Source organism: Bradyrhizobium centrolobii (genome assembly GCF_001641635.1).
GTDB lineage: Bacteria > Pseudomonadota > Alphaproteobacteria > Rhizobiales > Xanthobacteraceae > Bradyrhizobium > Bradyrhizobium centrolobii.
In genome coordinates this window covers 18,515-39,271 of record NZ_LUUB01000064.1, presented here as the reverse complement: position 1 = coordinate 39,271, position 20,757 = coordinate 18,515, and the positions used below count along the sequence as shown (strand labels likewise).

General features: G+C 63.6%; 28 protein-coding genes and 1 pseudogene. 1 reads left to right on the top strand and 28 read right to left on the bottom strand.

All coding sequences use genetic code 11. The annotated features are described in order from the left end of the window. Positions 1 to 3: 3 nt before the first annotated feature. The 26 genes from secY to rpsL form a co-directional block, all read right to left on the bottom strand. Positions 4 to 1,335 carry a preprotein translocase subunit SecY gene (secY, locus tag AYJ54_RS21170; RefSeq protein WP_063701842.1) on the bottom strand — a complete coding sequence of 444 codons (1,332 nt, stop codon included), beginning with the start codon at positions 1,333 to 1,335 and terminating at the stop codon, positions 4 to 6. A gap of 148 nt (positions 1,336 to 1,483) precedes the next feature. Beyond that, positions 1,484 to 1,969 carry a 50S ribosomal protein L15 gene (gene rplO, locus AYJ54_RS21165; protein ID WP_063682060.1) on the bottom strand — a complete coding sequence of 162 codons (486 nt, stop codon included), beginning with the start codon at positions 1,967 to 1,969 and terminating at the stop codon, positions 1,484 to 1,486. A gap of 16 nt (positions 1,970 to 1,985) precedes the next feature. Beyond that, complete coding sequence (rpmD, locus tag AYJ54_RS21160) at positions 1,986 to 2,180, bottom strand: 50S ribosomal protein L30 (protein WP_063682061.1); 195 nt, start codon at positions 2,178 to 2,180, stop codon at positions 1,986 to 1,988. A 25-nt stretch (positions 2,181 to 2,205) separates the two neighbouring features. Further along, positions 2,206 to 2,784, bottom strand: a complete 579-nt coding sequence (gene rpsE, locus AYJ54_RS21155; RefSeq protein ID WP_063701840.1) for a 30S ribosomal protein S5 — start codon at positions 2,782 to 2,784, stop codon at positions 2,206 to 2,208. Positions 2,785 to 2,831: 47 nt separating this feature from the next. Continuing rightward, the gene (gene rplR, locus AYJ54_RS21150; protein ID WP_063701838.1) at positions 2,832 to 3,194 is read right to left on the bottom strand and encodes a 50S ribosomal protein L18; all 363 of its coding nucleotides are present in this window, start codon (positions 3,192 to 3,194) and stop codon (positions 2,832 to 2,834) included. A gap of 11 nt (positions 3,195 to 3,205) precedes the next feature. Next, complete coding sequence (rplF, locus tag AYJ54_RS21145; protein WP_063701836.1) at positions 3,206 to 3,739, bottom strand: 50S ribosomal protein L6; 534 nt, start codon at positions 3,737 to 3,739, stop codon at positions 3,206 to 3,208. A gap of 16 nt (positions 3,740 to 3,755) precedes the next feature. Continuing rightward, positions 3,756 to 4,154 carry a 30S ribosomal protein S8 gene (rpsH, locus tag AYJ54_RS21140; RefSeq protein ID WP_063701834.1) on the bottom strand — a complete coding sequence of 133 codons (399 nt, stop codon included), beginning with the start codon at positions 4,152 to 4,154 and terminating at the stop codon, positions 3,756 to 3,758. A gap of 14 nt (positions 4,155 to 4,168) precedes the next feature. Further along, positions 4,169 to 4,474, bottom strand: coding sequence for a 30S ribosomal protein S14 (gene rpsN / locus AYJ54_RS21135; protein WP_063701832.1), 306 nt, complete (start codon positions 4,472 to 4,474; stop codon positions 4,169 to 4,171). 46 nt (positions 4,475 to 4,520) lie between these two features. Beyond that, positions 4,521 to 5,078, bottom strand: a complete 558-nt coding sequence (gene rplE / locus AYJ54_RS21130; RefSeq protein ID WP_063701830.1) for a 50S ribosomal protein L5 — start codon at positions 5,076 to 5,078, stop codon at positions 4,521 to 4,523. Further along, positions 5,071 to 5,385, bottom strand: a complete 315-nt coding sequence (rplX, locus tag AYJ54_RS21125) for a 50S ribosomal protein L24 (RefSeq protein WP_063701828.1) — start codon at positions 5,383 to 5,385, stop codon at positions 5,071 to 5,073. Before rplX ends, rplE begins: the two co-directional genes overlap by 8 nt. After that, positions 5,385 to 5,753, bottom strand: coding sequence for a 50S ribosomal protein L14 (gene rplN, locus AYJ54_RS21120; protein ID WP_027520955.1), 369 nt, complete (start codon positions 5,751 to 5,753; stop codon positions 5,385 to 5,387). The genes rplX and rplN overlap by 1 nt, the downstream gene beginning before the upstream one ends. Positions 5,754 to 5,839: 86 nt before the next feature. Further along, positions 5,840 to 6,088: a 30S ribosomal protein S17 gene (rpsQ, locus tag AYJ54_RS21115; protein WP_008549247.1), complete on the bottom strand. Its 249-nt coding sequence runs from the start codon at positions 6,086 to 6,088 to the stop codon at positions 5,840 to 5,842. A 13-nt stretch (positions 6,089 to 6,101) separates the two neighbouring features. Next, a complete protein-coding gene (gene rpmC, locus AYJ54_RS21110; protein WP_063701850.1) occupies positions 6,102 to 6,308 on the bottom strand; it encodes a 50S ribosomal protein L29 in 207 nt (68 codons plus the stop codon). Between the two features lie 5 nt (positions 6,309 to 6,313). Beyond that, entirely contained in the window at positions 6,314 to 6,727 is a 414-nt protein-coding gene (rplP, locus tag AYJ54_RS21105) for a 50S ribosomal protein L16 (protein ID WP_027554156.1), read from the bottom strand. 30 nt (positions 6,728 to 6,757) lie between these two features. Beyond that, positions 6,758 to 7,477: a 30S ribosomal protein S3 gene (gene rpsC, locus AYJ54_RS21100; protein ID WP_063701827.1), complete on the bottom strand. Its 720-nt coding sequence runs from the start codon at positions 7,475 to 7,477 to the stop codon at positions 6,758 to 6,760. Between the two features lie 18 nt (positions 7,478 to 7,495). Further along, positions 7,496 to 7,882, bottom strand: a complete 387-nt coding sequence (gene rplV / locus AYJ54_RS21095) for a 50S ribosomal protein L22 (RefSeq protein ID WP_008549264.1) — start codon at positions 7,880 to 7,882, stop codon at positions 7,496 to 7,498. Positions 7,883 to 7,892: 10 nt separating this feature from the next. Further along, a complete protein-coding gene (rpsS, locus tag AYJ54_RS21090; protein WP_008136357.1) occupies positions 7,893 to 8,171 on the bottom strand; it encodes a 30S ribosomal protein S19 in 279 nt (92 codons plus the stop codon). Between the two features lie 12 nt (positions 8,172 to 8,183). Then, the gene (gene rplB, locus AYJ54_RS21085; RefSeq protein WP_063701825.1) at positions 8,184 to 9,017 is read right to left on the bottom strand and encodes a 50S ribosomal protein L2; all 834 of its coding nucleotides are present in this window, start codon (positions 9,015 to 9,017) and stop codon (positions 8,184 to 8,186) included. A 12-nt stretch (positions 9,018 to 9,029) separates the two neighbouring features. Further along, positions 9,030 to 9,332 carry a 50S ribosomal protein L23 gene (locus AYJ54_RS21080; protein ID WP_018647244.1) on the bottom strand — a complete coding sequence of 101 codons (303 nt, stop codon included), beginning with the start codon at positions 9,330 to 9,332 and terminating at the stop codon, positions 9,030 to 9,032. After that, positions 9,329 to 9,949: a 50S ribosomal protein L4 gene (gene rplD / locus AYJ54_RS21075; protein WP_063701849.1), complete on the bottom strand. Its 621-nt coding sequence runs from the start codon at positions 9,947 to 9,949 to the stop codon at positions 9,329 to 9,331. The genes AYJ54_RS21080 and rplD overlap by 4 nt, the downstream gene beginning before the upstream one ends. Position 9,950: 1 nt before the next feature. Next, positions 9,951 to 10,667 (bottom strand): 50S ribosomal protein L3, encoded by a 717-nt coding sequence (gene rplC, locus AYJ54_RS21070; RefSeq protein ID WP_063701823.1) that lies wholly within the window; start codon positions 10,665 to 10,667, stop codon positions 9,951 to 9,953. Positions 10,668 to 10,719: 52 nt separating this feature from the next. After that, positions 10,720 to 11,028: a 30S ribosomal protein S10 gene (gene rpsJ / locus AYJ54_RS21065; protein WP_002712302.1), complete on the bottom strand. Its 309-nt coding sequence runs from the start codon at positions 11,026 to 11,028 to the stop codon at positions 10,720 to 10,722. 84 nt (positions 11,029 to 11,112) lie between these two features. Next, positions 11,113 to 12,303: an elongation factor Tu gene (gene tuf, locus AYJ54_RS21060; protein WP_063701821.1), complete on the bottom strand. Its 1,191-nt coding sequence runs from the start codon at positions 12,301 to 12,303 to the stop codon at positions 11,113 to 11,115. Between the two features lie 40 nt (positions 12,304 to 12,343). Further along, on the bottom strand, positions 12,344 to 14,416 hold the full coding sequence (gene fusA, locus AYJ54_RS21055) for an elongation factor G (RefSeq protein ID WP_063701819.1): 2,073 nt from the start codon (positions 14,414 to 14,416) through the stop codon (positions 12,344 to 12,346). Between the two features lie 34 nt (positions 14,417 to 14,450). Next, positions 14,451 to 14,921 carry a 30S ribosomal protein S7 gene (rpsG, locus tag AYJ54_RS21050; RefSeq protein WP_063701818.1) on the bottom strand — a complete coding sequence of 157 codons (471 nt, stop codon included), beginning with the start codon at positions 14,919 to 14,921 and terminating at the stop codon, positions 14,451 to 14,453. A gap of 15 nt (positions 14,922 to 14,936) precedes the next feature. After that, on the bottom strand, positions 14,937 to 15,308 hold the full coding sequence (rpsL, locus tag AYJ54_RS21045) for a 30S ribosomal protein S12 (protein WP_007603006.1): 372 nt from the start codon (positions 15,306 to 15,308) through the stop codon (positions 14,937 to 14,939). A gap of 671 nt (positions 15,309 to 15,979) precedes the next feature. On the opposite strand from rpsL, the pseudogene AYJ54_RS47475 reads away from it, so the two are divergent. Beyond that, positions 15,980 to 16,357: pseudogene (locus tag AYJ54_RS47475) on the top strand (FAD-dependent oxidoreductase); the annotation flags it as partial. A gap of 17 nt (positions 16,358 to 16,374) precedes the next feature. Here the strand turns inward: AYJ54_RS47475 and AYJ54_RS21040 are convergent. Both AYJ54_RS21040 and AYJ54_RS21035 read right to left on the bottom strand, forming a co-directional pair. Beyond that, entirely contained in the window at positions 16,375 to 18,393 is a 2,019-nt protein-coding gene (locus tag AYJ54_RS21040) for an ABC transporter ATP-binding protein (RefSeq protein WP_063701816.1), read from the bottom strand. A gap of 273 nt (positions 18,394 to 18,666) precedes the next feature. After that, positions 18,667 to 20,721 (bottom strand): FAD-dependent oxidoreductase, encoded by a 2,055-nt coding sequence (locus AYJ54_RS21035; protein ID WP_063701815.1) that lies wholly within the window; start codon positions 20,719 to 20,721, stop codon positions 18,667 to 18,669. Positions 20,722 to 20,757 lie beyond the last annotated feature (36 nt).

The following is a 20,757-nucleotide window of genomic DNA, read 5'->3' as shown; positions in this document are numbered from 1 at the left end:
CTCTCAGCGACGGCGACCCCGCAGCTTCGATTTCCGGATCAGCCCCTCATACTGATGGGCCAGCAGATAGCCCTGCACCTGCGCCACGGTGTCCATGGTGACGCTGACCACGATCAGCAGCGATGTACCGCCGAAATAGAACGGCACCGAGGCGTAGGAGATCAGGATCTCCGGGATCAAGCAGACGATCGCGAGATAGATCGCACCGATCACGGTGATGCGTGACAGCACGTAATCGATGTATTCCGCGGTGCGCTCGCCCGGACGAATGCCCGGAATGAAGCCGCCGTGCTTCTTCAGATTGTCCGCGGTCTCGGTCGGGTTGAACACGATCGCGGTGTAGAAGAAGGCGAAGAACACGATCAGCGCCAGATACAGGATCAGGAACAGCGGACGGCCGTGGCCGAGCTGGGTGGTGATCCACTGGAACCACTCCGGTCCCCTGCCGGCGTTGAAGTTCGCAACCGTCGTCGGCAGCAGCAAGAGCGAGGATGCGAAGATCGGCGGGATCACGCCCGAGGTGTTGAGCTTGAGCGGCAGATGCGAGGACTGGCCCTCGAACATCTTGTTGCCGACCTGGCGCTTCGGATACTGGATGAGCAGGCGGCGCTGGGCGCGCTCCATGAACACGATGAAGGCGATCACGGCGACCGCCATCACGATCACGACCAGGATCAGGCCGGTCGACATCGCGCCCTGGCGGCCGAGTTCCAGCATGTTGGCGAGCGCCGAGGGCAGCTCGGCGACGATGCCGGAGAGGATGATCAGCGAGATACCGTTGCCGATGCCGCGCGAGGTGACCTGCTCGCCCAGCCACATCAGGAACATGGTGCCGCCGGTCAGCGTGATGGCGGTGGAGAGGCGGAAGAACATGCCGGGGTCGCTGACGACATTGCCGGCGCCCTCGAGGCCCACCGCGATACCGTAGGACTGGAACGCTGCCAGGATCACGGTGAGATAGCGCGTGTACTGGTTTAGCGTCTTGCGGCCCGCCTCGCCTTCCTTCTTCAGCGCCTCGAGCTGCGGCGAGACGGTGGTGAGGAGCTGGATGATGATCGAGGCCGAGATGTACGGCATGATGTTCAGCGCGAAGATCGCCATGCGGTGGATGCCGCCGCCGGCAAACATGTTGAACATGCCGAGGATGCCGCCCGCCTGCGAGCGGAACACCTGCTCCCAGATGTTGGGATCGATGCCGGGCAGCGGGATGTAGGTACCCAGCCGATAAACGAGCATCGCACCCAGGGTGAACCAGATGCGCTTCTTCAGTTCGTCGGCCTTGGCAAACGCGCCGAAATTGAGATTGGCTGCCAGTTGTTCCGCTGCTGAGACCATCTTGGACTTTCTCCCGCCGCCTTTTGCGCCGTCATGCCCGCGGCCGGGCTACTGGGCGGACGCCGGACATTATCTGGTGCTCGGCTTCGATAAGTCCAACATCCCGCATGCGTAAAGGCCCGCGAGCCGCGGGCCAATGACGCAGTTGTTACGCCGCCTCGCCTTCTTCCTTGGCGGGCGCGAGGATCTTCACCGAGCCGCCGGCCTTCTCGACCGCCGCGATCGCGGACTTCGAGGCGCCATGCACTTCGATGTTGAGCTTGGCCTTGAGTTCGCCGCGGCCGAGTAGCCGCAGGCCGGCCTTGGCGCGGCGCAGCACGCCGGCCTTCACCAGCGCCTCGACGTTCACGACGCTGCCAGCGTCGATCTTCTTGGCATCGACCGCTTCCTGGAGCCGGTCGAGATTGATCTCGACGAACTCGACGCGGAAGATGTTGTTGAAGCCGCGCTTCGGCAGACGGCGATGCATCGGCATCTGGCCGCCTTCGAAACCCTTGATGCGGACGCCCGAACGCGCGGTCTGGCCCTTGCCGCCGCGGCCGGACTGCTTGCCCTTGCCCGAACCGATGCCGCGGCCGACGCGCATGCGCTTCTTGCGCGAGCCGGCGTTGTCGGCGATATCGCTGAGCTTCATCGCCCTTCTCCTTGTCTTACTTCTCGTCGACGATGCGGACGAGATGGTGAACCTTCTCGATCATGCCACGGACCGCCGGGGTGTCCGGCAGTTCGCTGACGCGGCCGATCTTGTTGAGCTTGAGCCCGATCAGCGTCGAACGCTGCGAGTGATGGCGGCGGATCGCGCTGCCGGTCTGCTCGAGCTTGATCGTCTTTGCGGCCTTGGCCATGGGAGTCTACTCCGAAAAGCTTCCGTTAGTCGGCAGCCGCCTCGGCATCGCCGCCGATGCGACGGGCCTGAAGGGTGGATACCTTGATGTTGCGGCGGGCTGCGACCGAACGCGGCGAATCCTGGTGCTTCAGCGCGTCGAAGGTCGCGCGCACCATGTTGTACGGGTTCGACGAGCCGATCGACTTCGCCACCACGTCCTGGACGCCGAGCGTCTCGAACACGGCGCGCATCGGACCGCCGGCGATGATGCCGGTACCGGCCGGAGCGGCACGCAGGTAGACACGGCCCGCGCCGTGACGGCCGGCGATGTCGTGATGGAGCGTGCGGCCCTCGCGCAGCGAGACGCGGGTCAGGTTGCGCTTGGCGGCTTCGGTCGCTTTCCGGATCGCCTCAGGCACTTCGCGCGCCTTGCCGTGACCGAAGCCCGCACGGCCCTTCTGGTCGCCGATCACGACCAGCGCTGCGAAACCGAAGCGCTTGCCGCCCTTGACGACCTTGGCGACGCGGTTGATGTGGACGAGCTTGTCGACGAACTCGCTGTCGCGCTCCTCGCGCTCCCTGCTCCGTTCGCGTCCGCCGCGGTGTTCGCGTTCAGCTGCCATGGTTTTTCCAATCCTTCAGAGGCTTACGCCTCAATCCTCAAATTCTGTTAGAAGCTCAGCCCGCTCTCACGCGCCGCGTCGGCAAGGGCCTTGACGCGCCCGTGATAGAGATAGCTGCCGCGATCGAACACGACTTCCTTGACGCCCTTCTGCGCGGCGCGCTGGGCCAGCAGCTTGCCGACCGCCTTCGCCGCATCGATGTCGGCGCCGGTCTTGCCGCCGTCGCGCATCGACTTCTCGAGCGAAGAGGCAGACGCCAGCGTCTCGCCCTTCAGGTCGTCGATGACCTGGGCGTAGATGTGCTTGGACGAGCGGAACACCGACAGGCGCGGACGGCCGCCACCGGAGCGGCGCAGCTTCAACCGCACACTCCGCTTGCGCCGGGCATTCGTAACCTTGGCTTTCGACATGACCGGCTCCGTTACTTCTTCTTGCCTTCCTTGCGGAAGATGAATTCGCCAACATACTTCACGCCCTTGCCCTTGTAGGGCTCCGGCGGGCGATAGGCACGGATTTCGGCCGCGACCTGGCCGACGCGCTGGATGTCGCTGCCCGCCACCGTGATCTCGGTCGGCTTCGGCACGGTGATCGTGATCCCTTCCGGGATCGGATAGATCACGTCGTGGCTGTAGCCGAGCGCGAGTTGCAGGTTCTTGCCCTGCATCGCGGCGCGGTAACCGACGCCGGTGATTTCGAGCTTCTTCTCGAAACCCTTGGTGACGCCTTCGACGAGGTTCGCGACCTGGGCGCGTGCGGTGCCGTACAGCGCCCGCGCGCGGTTGGTGTCGAGCCGCGGCTTGACCTTGACCTGGCCGCTCTCGAGCTTCACCTCGACGTCGTCATGGACGATGAACTGAAGCTGGCCCTTCGGCCCCTTCATCTTGACGGTCTGCCCGTCGACGGTCGCGGTAACGCCCGACGGCACCGTCACAGGCTTTTTGCCAACACGTGACATGGATCAAAAATCCTTCTCAGAACACCGTGAAGAGGACTTCACCGCCCACATTCGCGTCGCGCGCGCTGTGGTCGGCCATGATCCCCTTCGGCGTCGACAACACCGAAATGCCGAGCCCGTTGTTGACCCGCGGCAGAGCCTTCACCGAGGCGTAGACACGACGCCCGGGCTTGGAGACCCGCTCGATCTCGCGGATGACGGGCTCGCCGTCGAAATACTTCAGCTCGATCTCGATCTCGCTGCGGCCCGAGGAATGCTCGACCGTGGCGTAACCGCGGATGTAGCCCTCGGTCTTCAGCACCTCGAGCACGTTCTCGCGCATCTTCGAGCCAGGCGTGGAGACCTTGGTCTTGGAGCGCATCTGTGCGTTGCGGATGCGGGTGATCAGATCGCTGATTGGATCGTGCGTAGACATCTAAACGACCCTCCTTACCAGCTCGACTTCACGAGGCCCGGGACCATGCCCTTGGAGCCAAGTTCACGCAGCGCGATACGGGACAGCTTGTTCTTGCGATAGTTCGAGCGCGGACGGCCCGACAGCTCGCAACGCATGCGGATGCGGGTCGCCGACGAGTTGCGCGGCATCTCCGCAAGCTTCAACGTCGCAGCGAATCGCTCCTCCATCGGGAGCTTCTTGTCGGCGATGATCGCCTTCAACCGCTCGCGCTTGGCGGCGGCGTTCTTCACCATCCGCTTGCGCCGGTTGTTCTTCTCGACTGAACTCTTCTTTGCCATGCTTGGCTCCTGGGTATCCGCGTTTGAGAGGCTTTAGGTCAGCGTCTCACTGCCGGAACGGGAAATTGAAAGCGGTCAACAAGGCCCTCGCCTCTTCGTCGGTCCTGGCCGTGGTGCAGACGGTGATGTCCATACCGCGGGATTCCGTGACCTTGTCGAAGTCGATCTCGGGGAAAATGATGTGCTCCTTGATGCCGAGCGAATAGTTGCCGCGGCCGTCGAAGCTCTTCGGGTTCAGGCCGCGGAAGTCGCGGACGCGCGGCAGCGCGACCGTCACCAGGCGATCGATGAACTCGTACATGCGGGCCTTGCGCAGCGTGACCTTGCAGCCGATCGGCTGGTTCTCACGCAGCTTGAAGGTCGCGATCGCGATGCGCGAATAGGTCACGATCGCCTTCTGGCCGGCGATCTGGGTCAATTCGGCGGCGGCGTTCTCGGCCTTCTTGCGGTCGTTGACGGAATCGCCAACGCCCATGTTCAGCACGACCTTGTCCAGCCGCGGAACCTGCATGACGTTCTCGTAACCGAACTTCTCGGTCATCGCGACGCGGATCTTCGCGTCATATTCCGCGCGCAGGCGCGGCACGTAAGCTGTGTCAGCCATCGATCTCAGCTCCCGAGCTCTTGGCGACGCGGACCTTCTTGCCGTCCGCCAGAATCTTGAATCCGATGCGCGTCGGCTTTCCGTCCTTGCCGAGATACGCGATGTTGGACAGTTGGATCGGCGCCTCTTTCGAGATGATGCCGCCCTCCTGGGCCTGCGTCTGCTTCTGGTGACGCTTGACCATGTTGATGCCGCGCACAAGCGCCGTGCCGGCCTCGGGGCGCACCTCGAACACCTCGCCGGTGCGGCCCTTGTCGCGACCGGTCAGCACGACGACCTTGTCGCCCTTGCGGATCTTCGCAGCCATCACAGCACCTCCGGCGCGAGCGAAATGATCTTCATGTGGTTCTTGGCGCGCAGCTCGCGCGGCACGGGCCCGAAGATACGGGTGCCGACCGGCTCGGCCTGGTTGTTGATCAGGACGGCGGCGTTGCGGTCGAAACGGATGACCGAACCGTCGGGGCGGCGGATGTCCTTGCGGACACGCACCACGACGGCCTTCATCACGTCGCCCTTCTTCACCTTGCCACGCGGAATCGCTTCCTTGATCGACACGACGATGATGTCGCCGATGGTGGCGTAGCGGCGCTTGGAGCCTCCGAGCACCTTGATACACATGACACGGCGTGCGCCAGAATTGTCGGCCACGTCGAGGTTGGTCTGCATCTGAATCATTGATGCACCTCGTCCTCTTTCTCTTTTGCGCCAGCCTGGCCAGCGCTCAACATTTCCCTGAAGTCAGTCGGCTAAATGCCGGCAGCTCAGGCGCTTTTCTTGTGTTCGCCCCGGATCACGACCCAGCGCTTCAACTTCGAAATCGGCTTCGATTCCTCGATCCACACCACGTCGCCCGGCTTGAACTGGTTGCTCTCGTCGTGCGCGTGATAGTTCTTCGAACGGCGGATCGTCTTCTTGTAGATCGGGTGCGTGAAGCGGCGATCGACGCGCACCACGATGGTCTTGGCCTGCTTGTCGCTGACGACCACGCCCTGCAAAGTACGTTTCGGCATCTTCGTAAGCCTCTTACTTCTTCTTCGCGCGCTGCTGCGCGGCGACGGTCTTGATCCGGGCGATGTCGCGGCGAGCCTCGCGCAGGCGCGAGGTGTTCTCGAGCTGCCCGGTGGCGCGCTGGAAGCGCAGGTTGAAGCGCTCCTTCTTCAGGTTCAGGATGGCGTCATCCTGCTGGTCGGGGCTCATCGCGCGGATGTCTTCGATCTTCATCTGGGCCATGGCCATTACTCCGCAATGCGCTCGACGAAGCGCGTCTTGATCGGCAGCTTGGCGGCCGCCAGGGTCAGCGCCTCACGCGCCGTCTGGGTGTTGACGCCGTCGATCTCGAACAGCACCCGGCCCGGCTTCACGCGCACGACCCACAATTCCGGCGAACCCTTGCCGGAGCCCATGCGGACTTCGGCCGGCTTCTTCGACACCGGAACGTCGGGGAACACGCGGATCCAGACGCGGCCGGCGCGCTTCATGTGGCGGGTCAGCGCGCGGCGGGCAGCCTCGATCTGGCGCGCGGTGACGCGCTCAGGCTCGGTCGCCTTCAGGCCGAACTGGCCGAACGCCAACGTCGCGCCCGAAGACGCAACGCCGTGGATGCGGCCCTTATGCGCCTTCCGGAACTTCGTTTTCTTAGGTTGCATCATGGCTTTAAGCCCTCAAATTCTCTGTGCAGCTCAGGCCGCAGCCGCGTCGCGACGCTGCCGGCGCTCACCGCCGCCACTGCCCTCGCCTTCGGCCATTCTCTTGTCCTGGGCCATCGGATCATGCTCGAGGATCTCACCCTTGAAGATCCAGACCTTGACGCCGCAGGTGCCGAAGGTCGTGAACGCGGTCGCAACGCCGTAGTCGATATCTGCGCGCAGCGTGTGCAGCGGCACGCGACCTTCGCGGTACCACTCCATGCGCGCGATTTCCGCACCGCCCAGACGGCCCGAGCAGTTGATGCGGATGCCCTCCGCGCCGAGACGCATCGCCGACTGCACGGCGCGCTTCATGGCGCGGCGGAACGCCACGCGGCGCTCGAGCTGCTGCGCGATCGACTCGGCCACCAGCGTCGCATCGAGCTCCGGCTTGCGGATCTCGACGATGTTGATGACGACGTCCGACGAGGTGATGTCCGCCACCTTCTTGCGCAGCTTGTCGATGTCGGCGCCCTTCTTGCCGATCACCACGCCCGGACGCGCCGAGTGGATGGTGACGCGGCACTTCTTGTGCGGACGCTCGATCACGATGCGGGCGACGGCCGCCTGCTTGAGCTCCTTGTGCAGGATCTCGCGGATCTTGACGTCCTCGTGCAGCAGCTTGCCGTATTCCTGCTTGCCGGCGAACCAGCGGGAATCCCAGGTCCGGTTGATGCCGAGACGCAGACCGATCGGATTGATCTTTTGACCCATCGTATTCTCCTGCGTCCCTTAGGCGGCCGCTTCGGCTTCGACCTGACGAACGATGATCGTCAGCTGCGAAAATGGTTTGTAGACACGGCCCGAGCGGCCACGGCCGCGGGCGGCAAAGCGCTTCATCACGAGGCCGTTGCCGACGAAGGCCTGCGCCACGACGAGATCGTCAACGTCGAGGTCGTGGTTGTTCTCGGCGTTGGCGATAGCCGATTCCAGGCACTTCTTCACGTCGACCGCGATCCGCTTGCGCGAAAACTGCAGGTCGGCGAGCGCGGCAGACGCCTTCCGGCCGCGAATGAGCTGGGCGACCAGATTGAGCTTCTGCGGGCTCACCCGCAGCATCCGGGCGACCGCCTTGGCCTCGTTGTCGGCGAGGCTCCGTTCGCGCTTAGGTTTGCTCATCGTTTAATCCTCAAGCCTTCTTGGCTTTCTTGTCGCCGGAGTGGCCATGGAAGGTCCGGGTCGGCGAAAACTCGCCGAACTTGTGACCGACCATTTCCTCGTTGACCGCCACCGGCACGTGCTTCTGGCCGTTGTAGACGCCGAAGGTCAGGCCGACGAACTGCGGCAGGATCGTCGAGCGACGGCTCCAGATCTTGATGACGTCGTGACGGCCGGACGCGCGCGCGGCATCTGCCTTCTTGAGCAGAGAACCCTCGACGAACGGGCCTTTCCAGACTGAACGAACCATGTCCGGCGTTCCTTACTTCTTCCGCTTGTGGCGGCTTAGGAGAATGAATTTGTTGGTCGACTTGTTGGTGCGGGTCTTCTTGCCCTTGGTCGGCTTGCCCCACGGAGTGACCGGGTGGCGACCGCCCGAGGTACGACCTTCACCACCGCCGTGCGGATGGTCGATCGGGTTCATCGCGACACCGCGGTTGTGCGGGCGACGGCCCATCCAACGCTTGCGGCCGGCCTTGCCGATCGAGGTGTTCATGTGATCCGGGTTCGACACCGCGCCGATCGTGCCGCGGCAACGGCCGTGCACCAGGCGCTGCTCGCCCGAGTTCAGGCGGATGATCACGTAGTCCTGGTCGCGACCGACGAGCTGGGCGTAGGTGCCCGCGGAACGGGCGAGCTGACCACCCTTCCCGATCTTGGTCTCGATGTTGTGGATGATCGTGCCGACCGGCATGTTGCCGAGCGGCATGACGTTGCCCGGCTTCACGTCGACATAGTTGCCGGCGACGATGGTGTCACCCACGGCCAGGCGCTGCGGCGCCAGGATGTAGGCCTGCTCGCCGTCCTCGTACTTGATCAGCGCGATGAAGCCGGTGCGGTTCGGATCGTACTCGAGGCGCTCGACGGTGGCGGGAACGTCCACCTTCTCGCGCTTGAAGTCGACGTTGCGCAGCGTCTTCTTGTGACCGCCGCCGCGGAAGCGCACGGTGATGCGACCGGTGTTGTTGCGACCACCCTTGGACAGCTTGCCCTCGGTGAGCGTCTTGACCGGCTTGCCCTTGTAGAGGGCCGAACGATCGACCATGACCAGCTGGCGCTGGCCCGGCGTCGTGGGATTGAATGTCTTCAGTGCCATCGTCGTACGACCTTACAGACCGGTGGTGACGTCGATCCGGTGGCCCTCTTCGAGGGTCACGATCGCGCGCTTGGTGTTCGACTGCGAGCCGAGATTGCCACGGAAGGCCTTGACCTTGCCCTTGCGGACCAGCGTGTTGACGCTCTTGACCTTGACGTCGAACAGCTTCTCGATCGCTTCCTTGATCTGCGGCTTGGTCGCTTTCGCGGCCACCTTGAACAGGACCTTGTTGTGCTCCGAGGCGATCGTCGCCTTTTCGGTCACGACCGGCGACAGGATCACGTCGTAGTGGCGAGGCTCGATGTTCTTCGTCATTTGAAGCGCGCCTCCAGCGCATCGATGGCGGCCTTGGTCAGAACGAGCTTCTGACGGCGCAGGATGTCGTAGACGTTGATGCCCTGGATCGGCAGCACGTCCATGTTCGGGATGTTGCGGGCCGCCGCGGCAAAACCGTCGTTGAGCTCGGCACCGTCGATGATCAGCGCGTTGGTGAGCCCCAGGCCCGAGAAGTGACCGAGCAGCGCCTTGGTCTTGGCGGTCTCAAGCGCGGCCTTCTCGATCACGACGAGATCGCCGTCCTTGGCCTTGGCCGAGAGCGCATGCTTCAGCGCCAGCGCGCGGACCTTCTTCGGCAGGTCGGTGGCGTGCGAACGCACCACCGGACCGAAGGCACGGCCGCCGCCACGGAACTGCGGCACACGGGCCGAGCCGTGACGGGCACCGCCGGTGCCCTTCTGCTTGTACATCTTCTTGCCGGTGCGCCAGATCTCGGCGCGCCCCTTGGCCTTGTGCGTGCCGGCCTGGCGCTTGTTGAGCTGCCACTGCACGCAGCGCGCGATGATGTCCTCGCGCGGCTCGAGGCCGAAAATGGCGTCGGAGAGCTGGACCGAGCCGGCTTCCTTGCCCTCAAGGGTCGTGACTTTCAGTTCCATCTCACGCACCCTCCTGCTGGGCCGCAGCCTCGGCTTCGCCGCCCGCAACCTTGAACTTGCCGGGCTTCGGAGCGTCCTTCGGCAGCGGCTTCTTGACGGCGTCGCGCACGCGGATCCAGCCGCCCTTGGAGCCGGGAACGGCGCCTTCGACGAGGATCAGGCCGCGCTCGACATCGGTCTGGACGACGCGAAGGTTGAGCGTGGTGATGCGGTCGACACCCATGTGGCCGGGCATCTTCTTGTTCTTCCAGGTCTTGCCGGGGTCCTGACGGCCGCCGGTCGAACCGATCGAGCGGTGCGAGATCGACACGCCGTGGGTGGCGCGTAGACCGCCGAAGTTCCAGCGCTTCATACCGCCCGCGAAACCCTTACCGACCGAGGTGCCGGTGACGTCGACGAACTGGCCGACGACGAAGTGGTCGGCCTGGATCTCGGCGCCGACCGGGATCATGGCATCCGCGGAGACGCGGAATTCCTCGACCCGTCGCTTCGGCTCGACCTTGGCGACCGCGAACTGGCCGCGCTCAGCCTTGGGCATGTAAACGGTCTTGCGGCTGCCAGAACCGAGCTGGAGCGCGACGTAACCGTTCTTCTCTTCGGTGCGGTGGCCTACGACCTGGCAATTGCCGAGCTTCAGCACGGTCACGGGGATATGTTCGCCGGTCTCCGTGAAGACCCGCGTCATCCCGACCTTTTGTGCGATCACTCCGGAGCGCATCGGCTTGCTTCCTGTTCTTTCTGTCCGCTTTCGCGAACGGGATCCAAAAATCTTAGAGCTTGATCTCGACGTCGACACCGGCGGCCAGGTCGAGCTTCATCAAAGCATCGACGGTCTGCGGGGTCGGATCGACGATGTCGAGCAGGCGCTTGTGAGTGCGCATCTCGAACTGTTCGCGGCTCTTCTTGTCGACGTGCGGCGAACGGTTGACGGTGAACTTCTCGATGCGGGTGGGCAGCGGAATGGGTCCGCGAACCTGCGCGCCGGTGCGCTTCGCCGTGTTCACGATCTCACGGGTCGACGTATCGAGGATACGATGGTCGAACGCCTTGAGACGGATGCGAATGTTTTGGCCGTTCATTGCCGTGGTCTTTCTTCAAACAGAGTGGCGAATAGCGAATAGCGAATGCTGCCATCCGCTACTCGCCAATCTCTAGTCTCGTAATTACTCGATGATCGAGGCGACGACGCCGGCGCCGACGGTACGGCCGCCTTCGCGGATCGCGAAGCGGAGCTTCTCTTCCATCGCGATCGGCACGATCAGGTGCACTTCCATCGCAATGTTGTCGCCCGGCATCACCATCTCGGTGCCTTCCGGCAGGTGCACGACACCGGTCACGTCGGTGGTGCGGAAATAGAACTGCGGACGGTAGTTGGTGAAGAACGGGGTGTGGCGACCGCCCTCTTCCTTGGTGAGGATGTAGGCCTCAGCCTTGAATTTGGTGTGCGGCTTGACCGAACCCGGCTTGCAGAGCACCTGGCCGCGCTCGACTTCCTCGCGCTTGGTGCCGCGGAGCAGCGCACCGATGTTGTCGCCGGCCTGGCCCTGATCGAGCAGCTTGCGGAACATTTCGACGCCGGTGACCGTGGTCTTCTGGGTCGCACGCAGACCGACGATCTCGATTTCGTCGCCGACCTTGACGATGCCGCGCTCGACACGGCCGGTCACCACGGTGCCGCGGCCCGAGATCGAGAACACGTCTTCAACCGGCATCAGGAACGGCTGGTCGACCGGACGCTCCGGCTGCGGAATGTACTCGTCGACATTCCGCATCAGCTCGAGGATGGCCTCGTGGCCGAGCTTCTTGTCGGAGTCTTCGAGGGCGGCGAGCGCCGACCCCTTGATGATCGGGATCTTGTCGCCCGGGAAGTCGTACTTCGAGAGCAGCTCGCGGACTTCGAGCTCGACGAGCTCGAGCAGCTCCGGATCGTCGACCATGTCGCACTTGTTGAGGAACACAACGAGCGCGGGCACGCCGACCTGGCGGGCGAGCAGGATGTGCTCGCGGGTCTGCGGCATCGGGCCGTCAGCGGCCGACACGACCAGGATCGCACCGTCCATCTGGGCGGCGCCGGTGATCATGTTCTTGACGTAGTCGGCGTGGCCGGGGCAGTCGACGTGGGCGTAGTGGCGGTTTTTGGTCTCGTACTCGACGTGCGCGGTCGAGATGGTGATGCCGCGCGCCTTCTCTTCCGGCGCCTTGTCGATCTGGTCGTACGCCGTGAACGTTGCACCGCCGGTCTCGGCGAGGATCTTGGTGATCGCCGCCGTCAACGACGTCTTGCCATGGTCGACGTGACCGATGGTGCCGATGTTGCAGTGCGGTTTGTTACGTTCAAACTTTGCTTTGGCCATTTGACTCTCCGTTCAATCGTCAGCTTGAGACCGACGACAATCAGGCAAACTTCTTCTGGACTTCTGCCGACACGTTCGCCGGCGCTTCTGCGTAGTGATCGAACTGCATGGTGAAGGTTGCGCGCCCCTGGCTCATCGAGCGCAGGTTATTCACGTAACCGAACATGTTCATGAGCGGCACCATCGCGTTGATGACGTTGGCGTTGCCGCGCATGTCTTGCCCCTGGATCTGACCGCGCCGGGAATTCAGGTCGCCGATGACCGAACCGGTGTAGTCTTCCGGGGTCACCACCTCGACCTTCATGATCGGCTCGAGCAGGACGGACTTGCCCATCTGCAGCGCTTCGCGGAAGCAGGCGCGCGAGGCGATTTCGAAGGCCAGCGCCGACGAGTCGACGTCGTGATACTTGCCGTCGACCAGCTGGACCTTGACGTCGACCACGGGGAAGCCCGCGACCACGCCGGACGACAGCACGCTCTCCAGGCCCTTCTCGACGCCGGGGATGTATTCCTTCGGCACCGCGCCACCGACGATCTTCGATTCGAACTCGTAGCCATTGCCGGGCTCGTTCGGCTCGACGATGAACGACACCGCCGCGAACTGGCCGGTACCGCCGGTCTGCTTCTTGTGGGTGTAGCTGTGCTCCACCCGCTTGGTGACGCGCTCACGGAAGGCCACCTGCGGCGCGCCGATGTTGGCATCGACCTTGTAGGTGCGCTTCAGGATGTCGACCTTGATGTCGAGGTGGAGCTCGCCCATGCCCTTCAGGATGGTCTGGCCGGACTCGTGGTCGGTCGACACGCGGAAGGACGGATCCTCCGCGGCGAGCTTGGCCAGCGCCACGCCCAGCTTCTCCTGGTCGGCCTTCGACTTCGGCTCGATCGCGATCTCGATGACCGGCTCGGGGAATTCCATCTTCTCCAGGATCACCTGCTTGTCGGGATCGCACAGCGTGTCACCGGTGCGCGCTTCCTTCAGGCCGGCCAGCGCGACGATGTCGCCGGCATAGGCTTCCTTGATGTCCTCGCGGTTGTTCGCATGCATCAGCAGCATGCGGCCGATCCGCTCCTTCTTCTCGCGGGTCGAGTTCACGACGCCGGTGCCCGACGCCAGAATGCCCGAATAGATGCGGCAGAAGGTGATGGTGCCGACGAACGGGTCGTCCATGATCTTGAACGCGAGCAGCGCCAGCGGCTCCTTGTCGTCCGCCTTGCGCACGACTTCGTTGCCCTTGTCGTCGGTGCCCTTGATCGCCGGCACGTCGAGCGGCGACGGCAGGTAGTCGACGACGGCGTCGAGCAGCGGCTGCACGCCCTTGTTCTTGAAGGCCGAGCCGCACAGCACGGGATAGAACGCGCCGGTCAGCACCGCCTTGCGGATCAGCCTCTTCAGCGTCGCCTCATCCGGCTCCTTGCCGTCGAGGTAGGCGGCCATGGCATCGTCGTCGAGCTCGACGGCGGCTTCCACCATCTTCTCGCGGTATTCCTTGGCCTGGTCGACGAGGTCTTCCGGAATGTCGACATAGTCGAACTTCGCGCCGAGCGATTCATCGTTCCAGACGACGCCCTTCATCTTCACGAGGTCGACGAGACCCTTGAAGTTGTTCTCGGCACCGATCGGAAGCTGGATCGCGACGGGCTTGGCGCCCAGACGGTCAACGATGTCGGACAGACACTTGAAGAAGTCCGCACCGATCTTGTCCATCTTGTTGGCGAAGACGATGCGCGGAACCTTGTACTTGTCGCCCTGGCGCCAGACCGTCTCGGTCTGTGGCTCGACGCCCTGGTTGGAGTCGAGCACGCACACGGCGCCGTCGAGCACGCGCAGCGAACGCTCGACTTCGATGGTGAAGTCGACGTGGCCGGGAGTGTCGATGATGTTCAGGCGCTTGCCGGCCCAGAAGGCGGTGGTCGCAGCCGAGGTGATCGTGATGCCACGCTCCTGCTCCTGCTCCATCCAGTCCATCGTCGCGGCACCCTCGTGCACTTCGCCGATCTTGTGGCTCTTGCCGGTGTAATAGAGGATGCGCTCGGTCGTCGTGGTCTTGCCGGCGTCGATGTGCGCCATGATACCGAAGTTGCGGTAGTCTTCGATGGCATGTTGGCGGGGCATGGGGTGTTCCTTGCGAGTCCGTTACGTGTCGCCGTTACCAGCGATAGTGCGAGAAGGCGCGATTGGCTTCCGCCATGCGGTGCACGTCTTCGCGCTTCTTGACGGCGTTCCCCCGGTTATTCGATGCATCCAAGAGCTCCGCCGAGAGCCGCTCGGTCATCGTCTTCTCATTGCGCTCACGCGCAGCCGCGATCAGCCAGCGGATGCCCAGGGCCTGCCGGCGGGTCGAGCGAACCTCGACCGGAACCTGGTAGGTCGCGCCGCCGACGCGGCGGGAGCGCACCTCGATCGTCGGCATGACGTTCTCGAGCGCCTGCTCGAACACGCCGAGAGGGTTCTGCTTGGTCTTGGTTTCGATGATGCCGAGCGCACCGTAGACGATGCCTTCGGCGACCGACTTCTTGCCGGCATACATCACCGAGTTCATGAACTTCGTGATCACGATGTTCCCGAACTTCGGATCCGGCAGAACTTCGCGCTTTTCCGCTGAGTGGCGACGAGACATGGACGTGGTTCCCGCTTACTTCGGACGCTTGGCGCCGTACTTCGAACGGCGCTGCTTACGGTTCTTGACGCCCTGGGTATCCAGAACGCCGCGGAGGATGTGGTAGCGCACACCGGGCAAGTCCTTGACGCGGCCGCCGCGGATCATGACCACCGAGTGCTCCTGGAGGTTATGGCCCTCACCGGGGATGTAGCCGATCACCTCGAAGCCGTTGGTCAGGCGCACCTTGGCAACCTTACGAAGCGCCGAGTTCGGCTTCTTCGGGGTCGTGGTGTAGACGCGCGTGCAAACGCCGCGCTTTTGCGGCGACTGCTGCAGCGCCGGCACCTTCTTGCGCGACTTCTGCACTTCACGCGGTTGTGCGATCAGCTGGTTGATCGTCGGCATCCTGGCCTTCACCCTTTTTCTGCCGCGGTCCCTTGCGGTCCCGCTGTCTTGCCGCGGCCCGTCGCCGGGTCCGCAAATTCGTTTCGAGCTACCCGCCCGACGAGGCCACCCCGCGCAGAATAATCCACGCAAAGCGAAATTGCGCCAACCGCTCTATCAACGAGCGGAAAGCGCTTCGACGCCACAGAGGACCGCAGTTTTTGAACCGACCAGCCAAAAGCCGCGGTCCGCGCACCGAGATCATGCATCCGAATTCGTTCTCGAGAGGACGCGCTCAAGAGAACTAAAATCGTCCTGGCATTGCCTAGCTATAATCGACAGCGTTTGAGCGGCATTCGTCGAGGTTGGTGCCCGCTTTCGCGATCCCTGGGGATCAAACGGGTGGCCCGTTCCGACGTTGGCGATGCTCACCGCCTGTCGTTAAGTGAGGCGCTTTCTATAAGTGAGAATCGGTCAAGTCAAGGCGAAACGACAGTCAGAAAACGCTTCTCTCGCCTGTAGAAATCGCTTGTTTGCCGCCCTCACCGCGCCTTCCCGATATGGGAACGCAGCGCCCGTTCCGCTAGGCCAAAAGCAATTTATATCCGGGTGATATATACTTTTATAACCTTCGCTAGGGCTTTTTTTCCTGTTGATGCGTCAATCTGCCGACTTCCGCAGAGATAAGCGCCATGCGGCACACCGACGTTGCCATTATTGGCGGTGGACTTTCCGGCTCGACCGCCGCCGCGATGCTCGGCCGCGCCGGGATTTCCGGTGGTGCTGGTCGATCCGCATGACAGCTATCCGGCCGATTTCCGGATCGAAAAATCAGCGGCTCCGAGCAGGTCAGGCGCTTCTCGCGGACGGGAATCGGGGAATCGGTGCTGCGCCGGGCGACCTTTTCCGGCGAGAACCGGGTCGCGTGCTTCGGCCATCTCCTCGACAAGGCGCCGAGTCGGCAGTTCAACATCCGCTACGATTCCCGGGTCAACGCGGTTCGCGACGAGATCCCGGAGCAGGTCGAACGCATCTGCGCCAAGGCGGTATCGGTGGCAACGCGCCCGGAGGAGCCGAACTTCCTCGGTCACTCCTCCTCGTCGTCCTCATCATCCTCGTCGAGATCGTCCTCATCCTCGTCATCGTCGCTGTCGTCGTCGGCGTGAGCGACAGCGACATGGGGCTGGTGCATCTGGTCGTCCCACAGCCTGCGATAGGTGCCGTTCTTGGCGAGCAGTTCGGCATGCGAGCCGCGCTCGATCGCCCTGCCCCCTGAAATCACGATGATCTCGTCCATCTCCACCACCGAAGTCAGGCGGTGGGTCGACCAGATCATGGTGCGGCCCTTGGCGACCTTCAGCAGCGTGCGATTGATCGCGGCCTCCGTGGTCTGGTCGAGCGCCGAGGTTGCCTCGTCGAGCAGCAGCACGGATGGATTGCGGATGATCGCGCGCGCGATCGCGATGCGCTGACGCTGGCCGCCTGACAGGGTATCGCCGCGCTCACCGACCAGCGTGTCGTATCGCTGCGGCAGGCCCATGATGTAGCGATGGATCTCGGCCTTCTTGGCGGCCTCCTCCACCTCCTCGTCGGTCGCGCCCTCCTTGCCGAGCCGGATGTTCTCGCGGATCGACATGTTGAACAGCATGTTCTCCTGGAACACGACCGCCATGCTACGGCGCAGCGAATCCAGCGTCACCTTGCGGACGTCGACGCCGTCGATGGTGACCCGCCCCTCGTCCGGGACGTACAGCCGGAGGATCAGGTTGAGCAGCGTGCTCTTGCCGGAGCCGCTGGGGCCGACGATGGCGATGCTCTTGCCGACGTTGAGCTTGAGGCTGAGATTGTCCACGACCGGCGTCTGGCTGCCCTCGTATTGGAAGGTGACCCGGTCGAAGGTGATGTCGTGGGTGATGCGCGGCAGGTCGGGCGCGCCCGGGCGGTCGGCGCCGCGCGTCGGTTCGTCGAGCAGCTCCTGGATGTGGCGCACCGCGGCGGCCGACGAGATCGAGACCGGGATGAAATGCATCACGTGCGCGATGTTGTAGGATACCTCCCAGAACGCGCTCTCGAAGGTGACGAACGTGCCGATGGTGATCTGGCCCTTGGTCGCCAGATACGCGCCGATCGCGAGCACGACGAGATGCAGCAGCAGCACCGAGATCGTGACCGTCCGCTCCACCATGGTCGACAGGAACGCGGCTGAGGCGATCCTGTGGCGCGTCTCGTCGTTGCGGAAACTGAAGAAGCCGAACATCTTGCGCTGCAGGCTGAACGCCTTGATCACCGCCTGCGCCGCCACGTTCTCCTGCAGCATGCCGAGCAGCGCGGATTCGTTGACCTTCTGCTCGTAATTCGCCTGCACCGCCTTCGGGGTGAGAATGCGCGGCCCGATCAGCGTGATCGGAAATACCAGCAGCGCCACGACCGCGAGCTGCCAGTTCAGGAACAGCATCAGGATGATGCCGGCGATCAATTCCAGGAATGGCAGCGCCGCGCTGTTGGAGAAGGTCTTGACCGAGTTCTCGAAGGCCGAGAGGTCGACGGAGAAGCGCGACAGGATCTCGCCGCGCTTGATGCGGCCGAAATACGCCGCCGGCAGGTCCTGGACGTGCTCGAACAGCCGCTTGCGGACGTCGGAGATGATGCAGGCCGCAAGCCGCGCATCCCAGCGCTCGTACCAGACCGCGACGATCGAGGTGAAGATGCCGGCCACCGCGAGCACGCCGAGGATCTTGTAGAGCGCCTGGAAATCCTCTTCGCCGAGCGCATCGTCGATCAGGAACTTCAGGCTGAGCGGCATGATGACGTTGAACAGCGTCTCGACGACGACGCCGAACGACACGAAGGCCACGATGCGCTTGTAATTGGAGAGATCGGGTTTGACGAAGCCCCAGAGAGTTGCGAGTGCGCCTGCGGCCTCGCGCGCGGTGAAGACGACGAGGTCCTCATCCTCGTCGTCGTCGAGCTCCAGCTCGTCGTCCTCGCCTTCGTTGTCCTCGTCGTCCAGGTCCGGCTTGGTGCCGGATGCGAGCTTTTCCTCGAGCTCGGCTGCCTCTTCCGCAGCGAGCTTCTGTTTGTCGGGCGAGAGGGGCCTGGATGCCATGAAACCAACCGATGCTGACGGCCGGCATGACCGCAGAGAAATCAGGGAAAGAGCGGCGAACCGCTATCGCACCGATTCTATGCGATCAGGATGAATTCGGCAAAGCAATTGGCGAATTCGCTTGTCCCGGCTCTGCTGCGTCACAAGCACTCCGTCCCTTATCCTGAGGAGCCCGCATAGCGGGCATCTCGAAGGATGCCGCGGAGATATCCGGCCTTCACGGTTCGAGAAGCGCTTCGCGCTCCTCACCATGAGGGTTTTGTGACTTAGTAACTAGTCCTCGTCCTCGACCTTGTCGAAGAAGGAATAGCGCAAGCTGTCGGCGTCGGCGTACCACTGGCCCGGGCCCTTGTTGGCGGCGAGCGTCGCCTCCCAGAGCGCATCGGCGCAGTCGTTGCGATGCATCGACAGGTCGAAGCCGTTGCCGAAGAACAGCTCGGACCATTCCCACCAGGTGCCGAGCTTCTTGACGCCGCGCAACAGGTCGTAGCGGTCGATCAGCGCCGGCGCCATGTCCGAGGTGATCGAGCCGAACACGAGCCCGGTCTTGACCACGCGGTTCAGCTCGCGGACGGCGCGCACGACCTGCTTCGGCGAAACGTGGCACAGGCTCGTCTCGAACACGAAGTCGAACGCGCCGTCCTTGAACGGTATATCCGTGATCGATCCGAGCTTGTTGTACTTCTTCAGCGCCTTCGGCGTCCTGGCGTGGATGGCGCGGTTGTTCTCGATGCCCCAGGCATCGATGCCGCGCTCGCGTAGCGCGCCGACCAGCTCACCGCTGGCGGAGCCGGCGACGAGCAGCTTGGAGCCCTTCGCCTTGCCCCAGACGATACCGATCAGCTTCGCGAGGTAATCGGGGTCGGTGAACTGGCGCCACACCTCGTGATAGGGGCCGACGCCGCGATAGTTCTCGAAATACGCACGGTCGATCTTGTCGGCGAGCGCCGTTCCGCCCTGCTCGCGCTCGCGGCGCAGGCGCATCATCTCGGTCACGATGATGTCGGTGGCCGCATCCGAGGAGTCGAGCAGTCCGTTCAGCGTCGAGTCGAACAGATAATCGCCGACCAGCACGATGCCCGGGTGCTCCTTCGGCTCGGGCCGATGATTGGTCATGACGTCACGCACGGGCAAGCCGCCCGGCAGCGCGTTCACCGACGACAGCCAGCGATGGATCTTGCCCTCCACGAAATGCGCACGCGCATCGCCGAGCGAGCCCGGTAGCGACTTCAGCGCGGCGTCGATCAGCTCCTGGTCCGACAGGTTGGCGAAGGCCAGCGCGTCGGAGCCGGGAATGAGCCAGTTCAGCACGCCGTGCTTGCCGACATCGTGGCGCGCGCCTTCGTTGTAGACGCAGCAGCCGCCGAAGGCTTCCGACATGAACCAGGCGCCGGGAATCTTCTCGCCCCAGAACGGGGTGTCGAACAGGATCGAGACGCGCAGGTAGTGCGCGGGACGATCGAAAAAGGCAACGTGCTTGACCATCGACTTGCGGAGCTGCTCGCCTTCCCAGCCCATGGTCGCAAGCCAGGAATGCGGCAGGCAGACCAGCACGAGATCGAAGTCGCGCGTCTCCGGCCCCTTGCCGTTCATCATCTTGAGCTGATAGCGGCCGGTCGGCGCCTTGCCGACGGTGAGCACCCGGTAGTTGAGCTTGATGTCGGCATTGACCTCCGACTGGAGGCAGTCGACGAGCTGCTCGTTGCCGTTCTGGATGGAGTAGAGGCCGATATAGCCGTCGACGTCCATCAGGTAGTTCTTGAGCGCGTTGAGCCCGTTGGTGTTGTGGCTCTCGGTGGCGATGTCGGAGCGCGCCATCACCTTGAAGAATCGTTTTGCGTTTTCGTCCTCGACTTCCTCGTCGAGCACCTGTTCGGCTGTCTTGTAGGCCCAGGGGTTCTCGTTGTCGTGCGCGCCGACGCCCTCGTAGTATTCGATCGGCGACATCATGTCGGCGCAGCGCTTGCGGAAGGCTTCGATCGCCGCCGCGGTCTTGGCGCCGTATCTGCGGCGCATGCCGGGCACGTCGTTCAGCAGCTCGCCGCCGAGCTGGACCTGCTCCGCGTCCATCGGAATGGTCTGCAGGCCGAAATGCTGGATCAGCTCGCGCAGCGGGTCGGGCCCGGTCATCGAGTAGTCGTAGATCTCGGCGACGCCGGCCTCGTACATCGCGGGCGCGGAATCGAATTTGCGCGTGAGGATCTTGCCGCCAAGCCGGTCGGACGCCTCGAAAATGGTGATGCGGCAGAGGTCGCCGAGCTTGCGCTTCAGATACCAGGCGCTCATCAGCCCGCCGGGGCCGCCGCCTACGATTGCGAGATCAAGCATGTGAGTTCCGTGGTCTCCGGCCGCCCCCCGTGTCGG

Coding starts and splice junctions, on each gene's coding strand:
- secY (WP_063701842.1), bottom strand. CDS start 1,335: ATGGTCTCAGCAGCGGAACAACTGGCAGCCAATCTCAATTTCGGCGCG.
- rpsH (WP_063701834.1), bottom strand. CDS start 4,154: ATGTCTACGCACGATCCAATCAGCGATCTGATCACCCGCATCCGCAAC.
- rplE (WP_063701830.1), bottom strand. CDS start 5,078: ATGGCTGACACAGCTTACGTGCCGCGCCTGCGCGCGGAATATGACGCG.
- AYJ54_RS21035 (WP_063701815.1), bottom strand. CDS start 20,721: ATGCTTGATCTCGCAATCGTAGGCGGCGGCCCCGGCGGGCTGATGAGC.
- rplR (WP_063701838.1), bottom strand. CDS start 3,194: ATGTCGAAAGCCAAGGTTACGAATGCCCGGCGCAAGCGGAGTGTGCGG.
- rpsC (WP_063701827.1), bottom strand. CDS start 7,477: ATGGGTCAAAAGATCAATCCGATCGGTCTGCGTCTCGGCATCAACCGG.
- rplC (WP_063701823.1), bottom strand. CDS start 10,667: ATGCGCTCCGGAGTGATCGCACAAAAGGTCGGGATGACGCGGGTCTTC.
- rpmC (WP_063701850.1), bottom strand. CDS start 6,308: ATGGCCCAGATGAAGATCGAAGACATCCGCGCGATGAGCCCCGACCAG.
- AYJ54_RS21080 (WP_018647244.1), bottom strand. CDS start 9,332: ATGACGAAGAACATCGAGCCTCGCCACTACGACGTGATCCTGTCGCCG.
- rplB (WP_063701825.1), bottom strand. CDS start 9,017: ATGGCACTGAAGACATTCAATCCCACGACGCCGGGCCAGCGCCAGCTG.
- rplO (WP_063682060.1), bottom strand. CDS start 1,969: ATGAAGCTCAGCGATATCGCCGACAACGCCGGCTCGCGCAAGAAGCGC.
- rpsJ (WP_002712302.1), bottom strand. CDS start 11,028: ATGAACGGCCAAAACATTCGCATCCGTCTCAAGGCGTTCGACCATCGT.
- rpsL (WP_007603006.1), bottom strand. CDS start 15,308: ATGCCGACGATCAACCAGCTGATCGCACAACCGCGTGAAGTGCAGAAG.
- rplF (WP_063701836.1), bottom strand. CDS start 3,739: ATGTCACGTGTTGGCAAAAAGCCTGTGACGGTGCCGTCGGGCGTTACC.
- rpsG (WP_063701818.1), bottom strand. CDS start 14,921: ATGTCTCGTCGCCACTCAGCGGAAAAGCGCGAAGTTCTGCCGGATCCG.
- rplV (WP_008549264.1), bottom strand. CDS start 7,882: ATGAGCAAACCTAAGCGCGAACGGAGCCTCGCCGACAACGAGGCCAAG.
- fusA (WP_063701819.1), bottom strand. CDS start 14,416: ATGCCCCGCCAACATGCCATCGAAGACTACCGCAACTTCGGTATCATG.
- rplN (WP_027520955.1), bottom strand. CDS start 5,753: ATGATTCAGATGCAGACCAACCTCGACGTGGCCGACAATTCTGGCGCA.
- rpsE (WP_063701840.1), bottom strand. CDS start 2,784: ATGGCAGCTGAACGCGAACACCGCGGCGGACGCGAACGGAGCAGGGAG.
- rplD (WP_063701849.1), bottom strand. CDS start 9,949: ATGGAACTGAAAGTCACGACCCTTGAGGGCAAGGAAGCCGGCTCGGTC.
- rpsS (WP_008136357.1), bottom strand. CDS start 8,171: ATGGTTCGTTCAGTCTGGAAAGGCCCGTTCGTCGAGGGTTCTCTGCTC.
- rplP (WP_027554156.1), bottom strand. CDS start 6,727: ATGATGCAACCTAAGAAAACGAAGTTCCGGAAGGCGCATAAGGGCCGC.
- rpsN (WP_063701832.1), bottom strand. CDS start 4,474: ATGGCAAAGAAGAGTTCAGTCGAGAAGAACAACCGGCGCAAGCGGATG.
- tuf (WP_063701821.1), bottom strand. CDS start 12,303: ATGGCCAAAGCAAAGTTTGAACGTAACAAACCGCACTGCAACATCGGC.
- rpsQ (WP_008549247.1), bottom strand. CDS start 6,088: ATGCCGAAACGTACTTTGCAGGGCGTGGTCGTCAGCGACAAGCAGGCC.
- AYJ54_RS21040 (WP_063701816.1), bottom strand. CDS start 18,393: ATGGCATCCAGGCCCCTCTCGCCCGACAAACAGAAGCTCGCTGCGGAA.
- rpmD (WP_063682061.1), bottom strand. CDS start 2,180: ATGGCCAAGGCCGCAAAGACGATCAAGCTCGAGCAGACCGGCAGCGCG.
- rplX (WP_063701828.1), bottom strand. CDS start 5,385: ATGGCTGCGAAGATCCGCAAGGGCGACAAGGTCGTCGTGCTGACCGGT.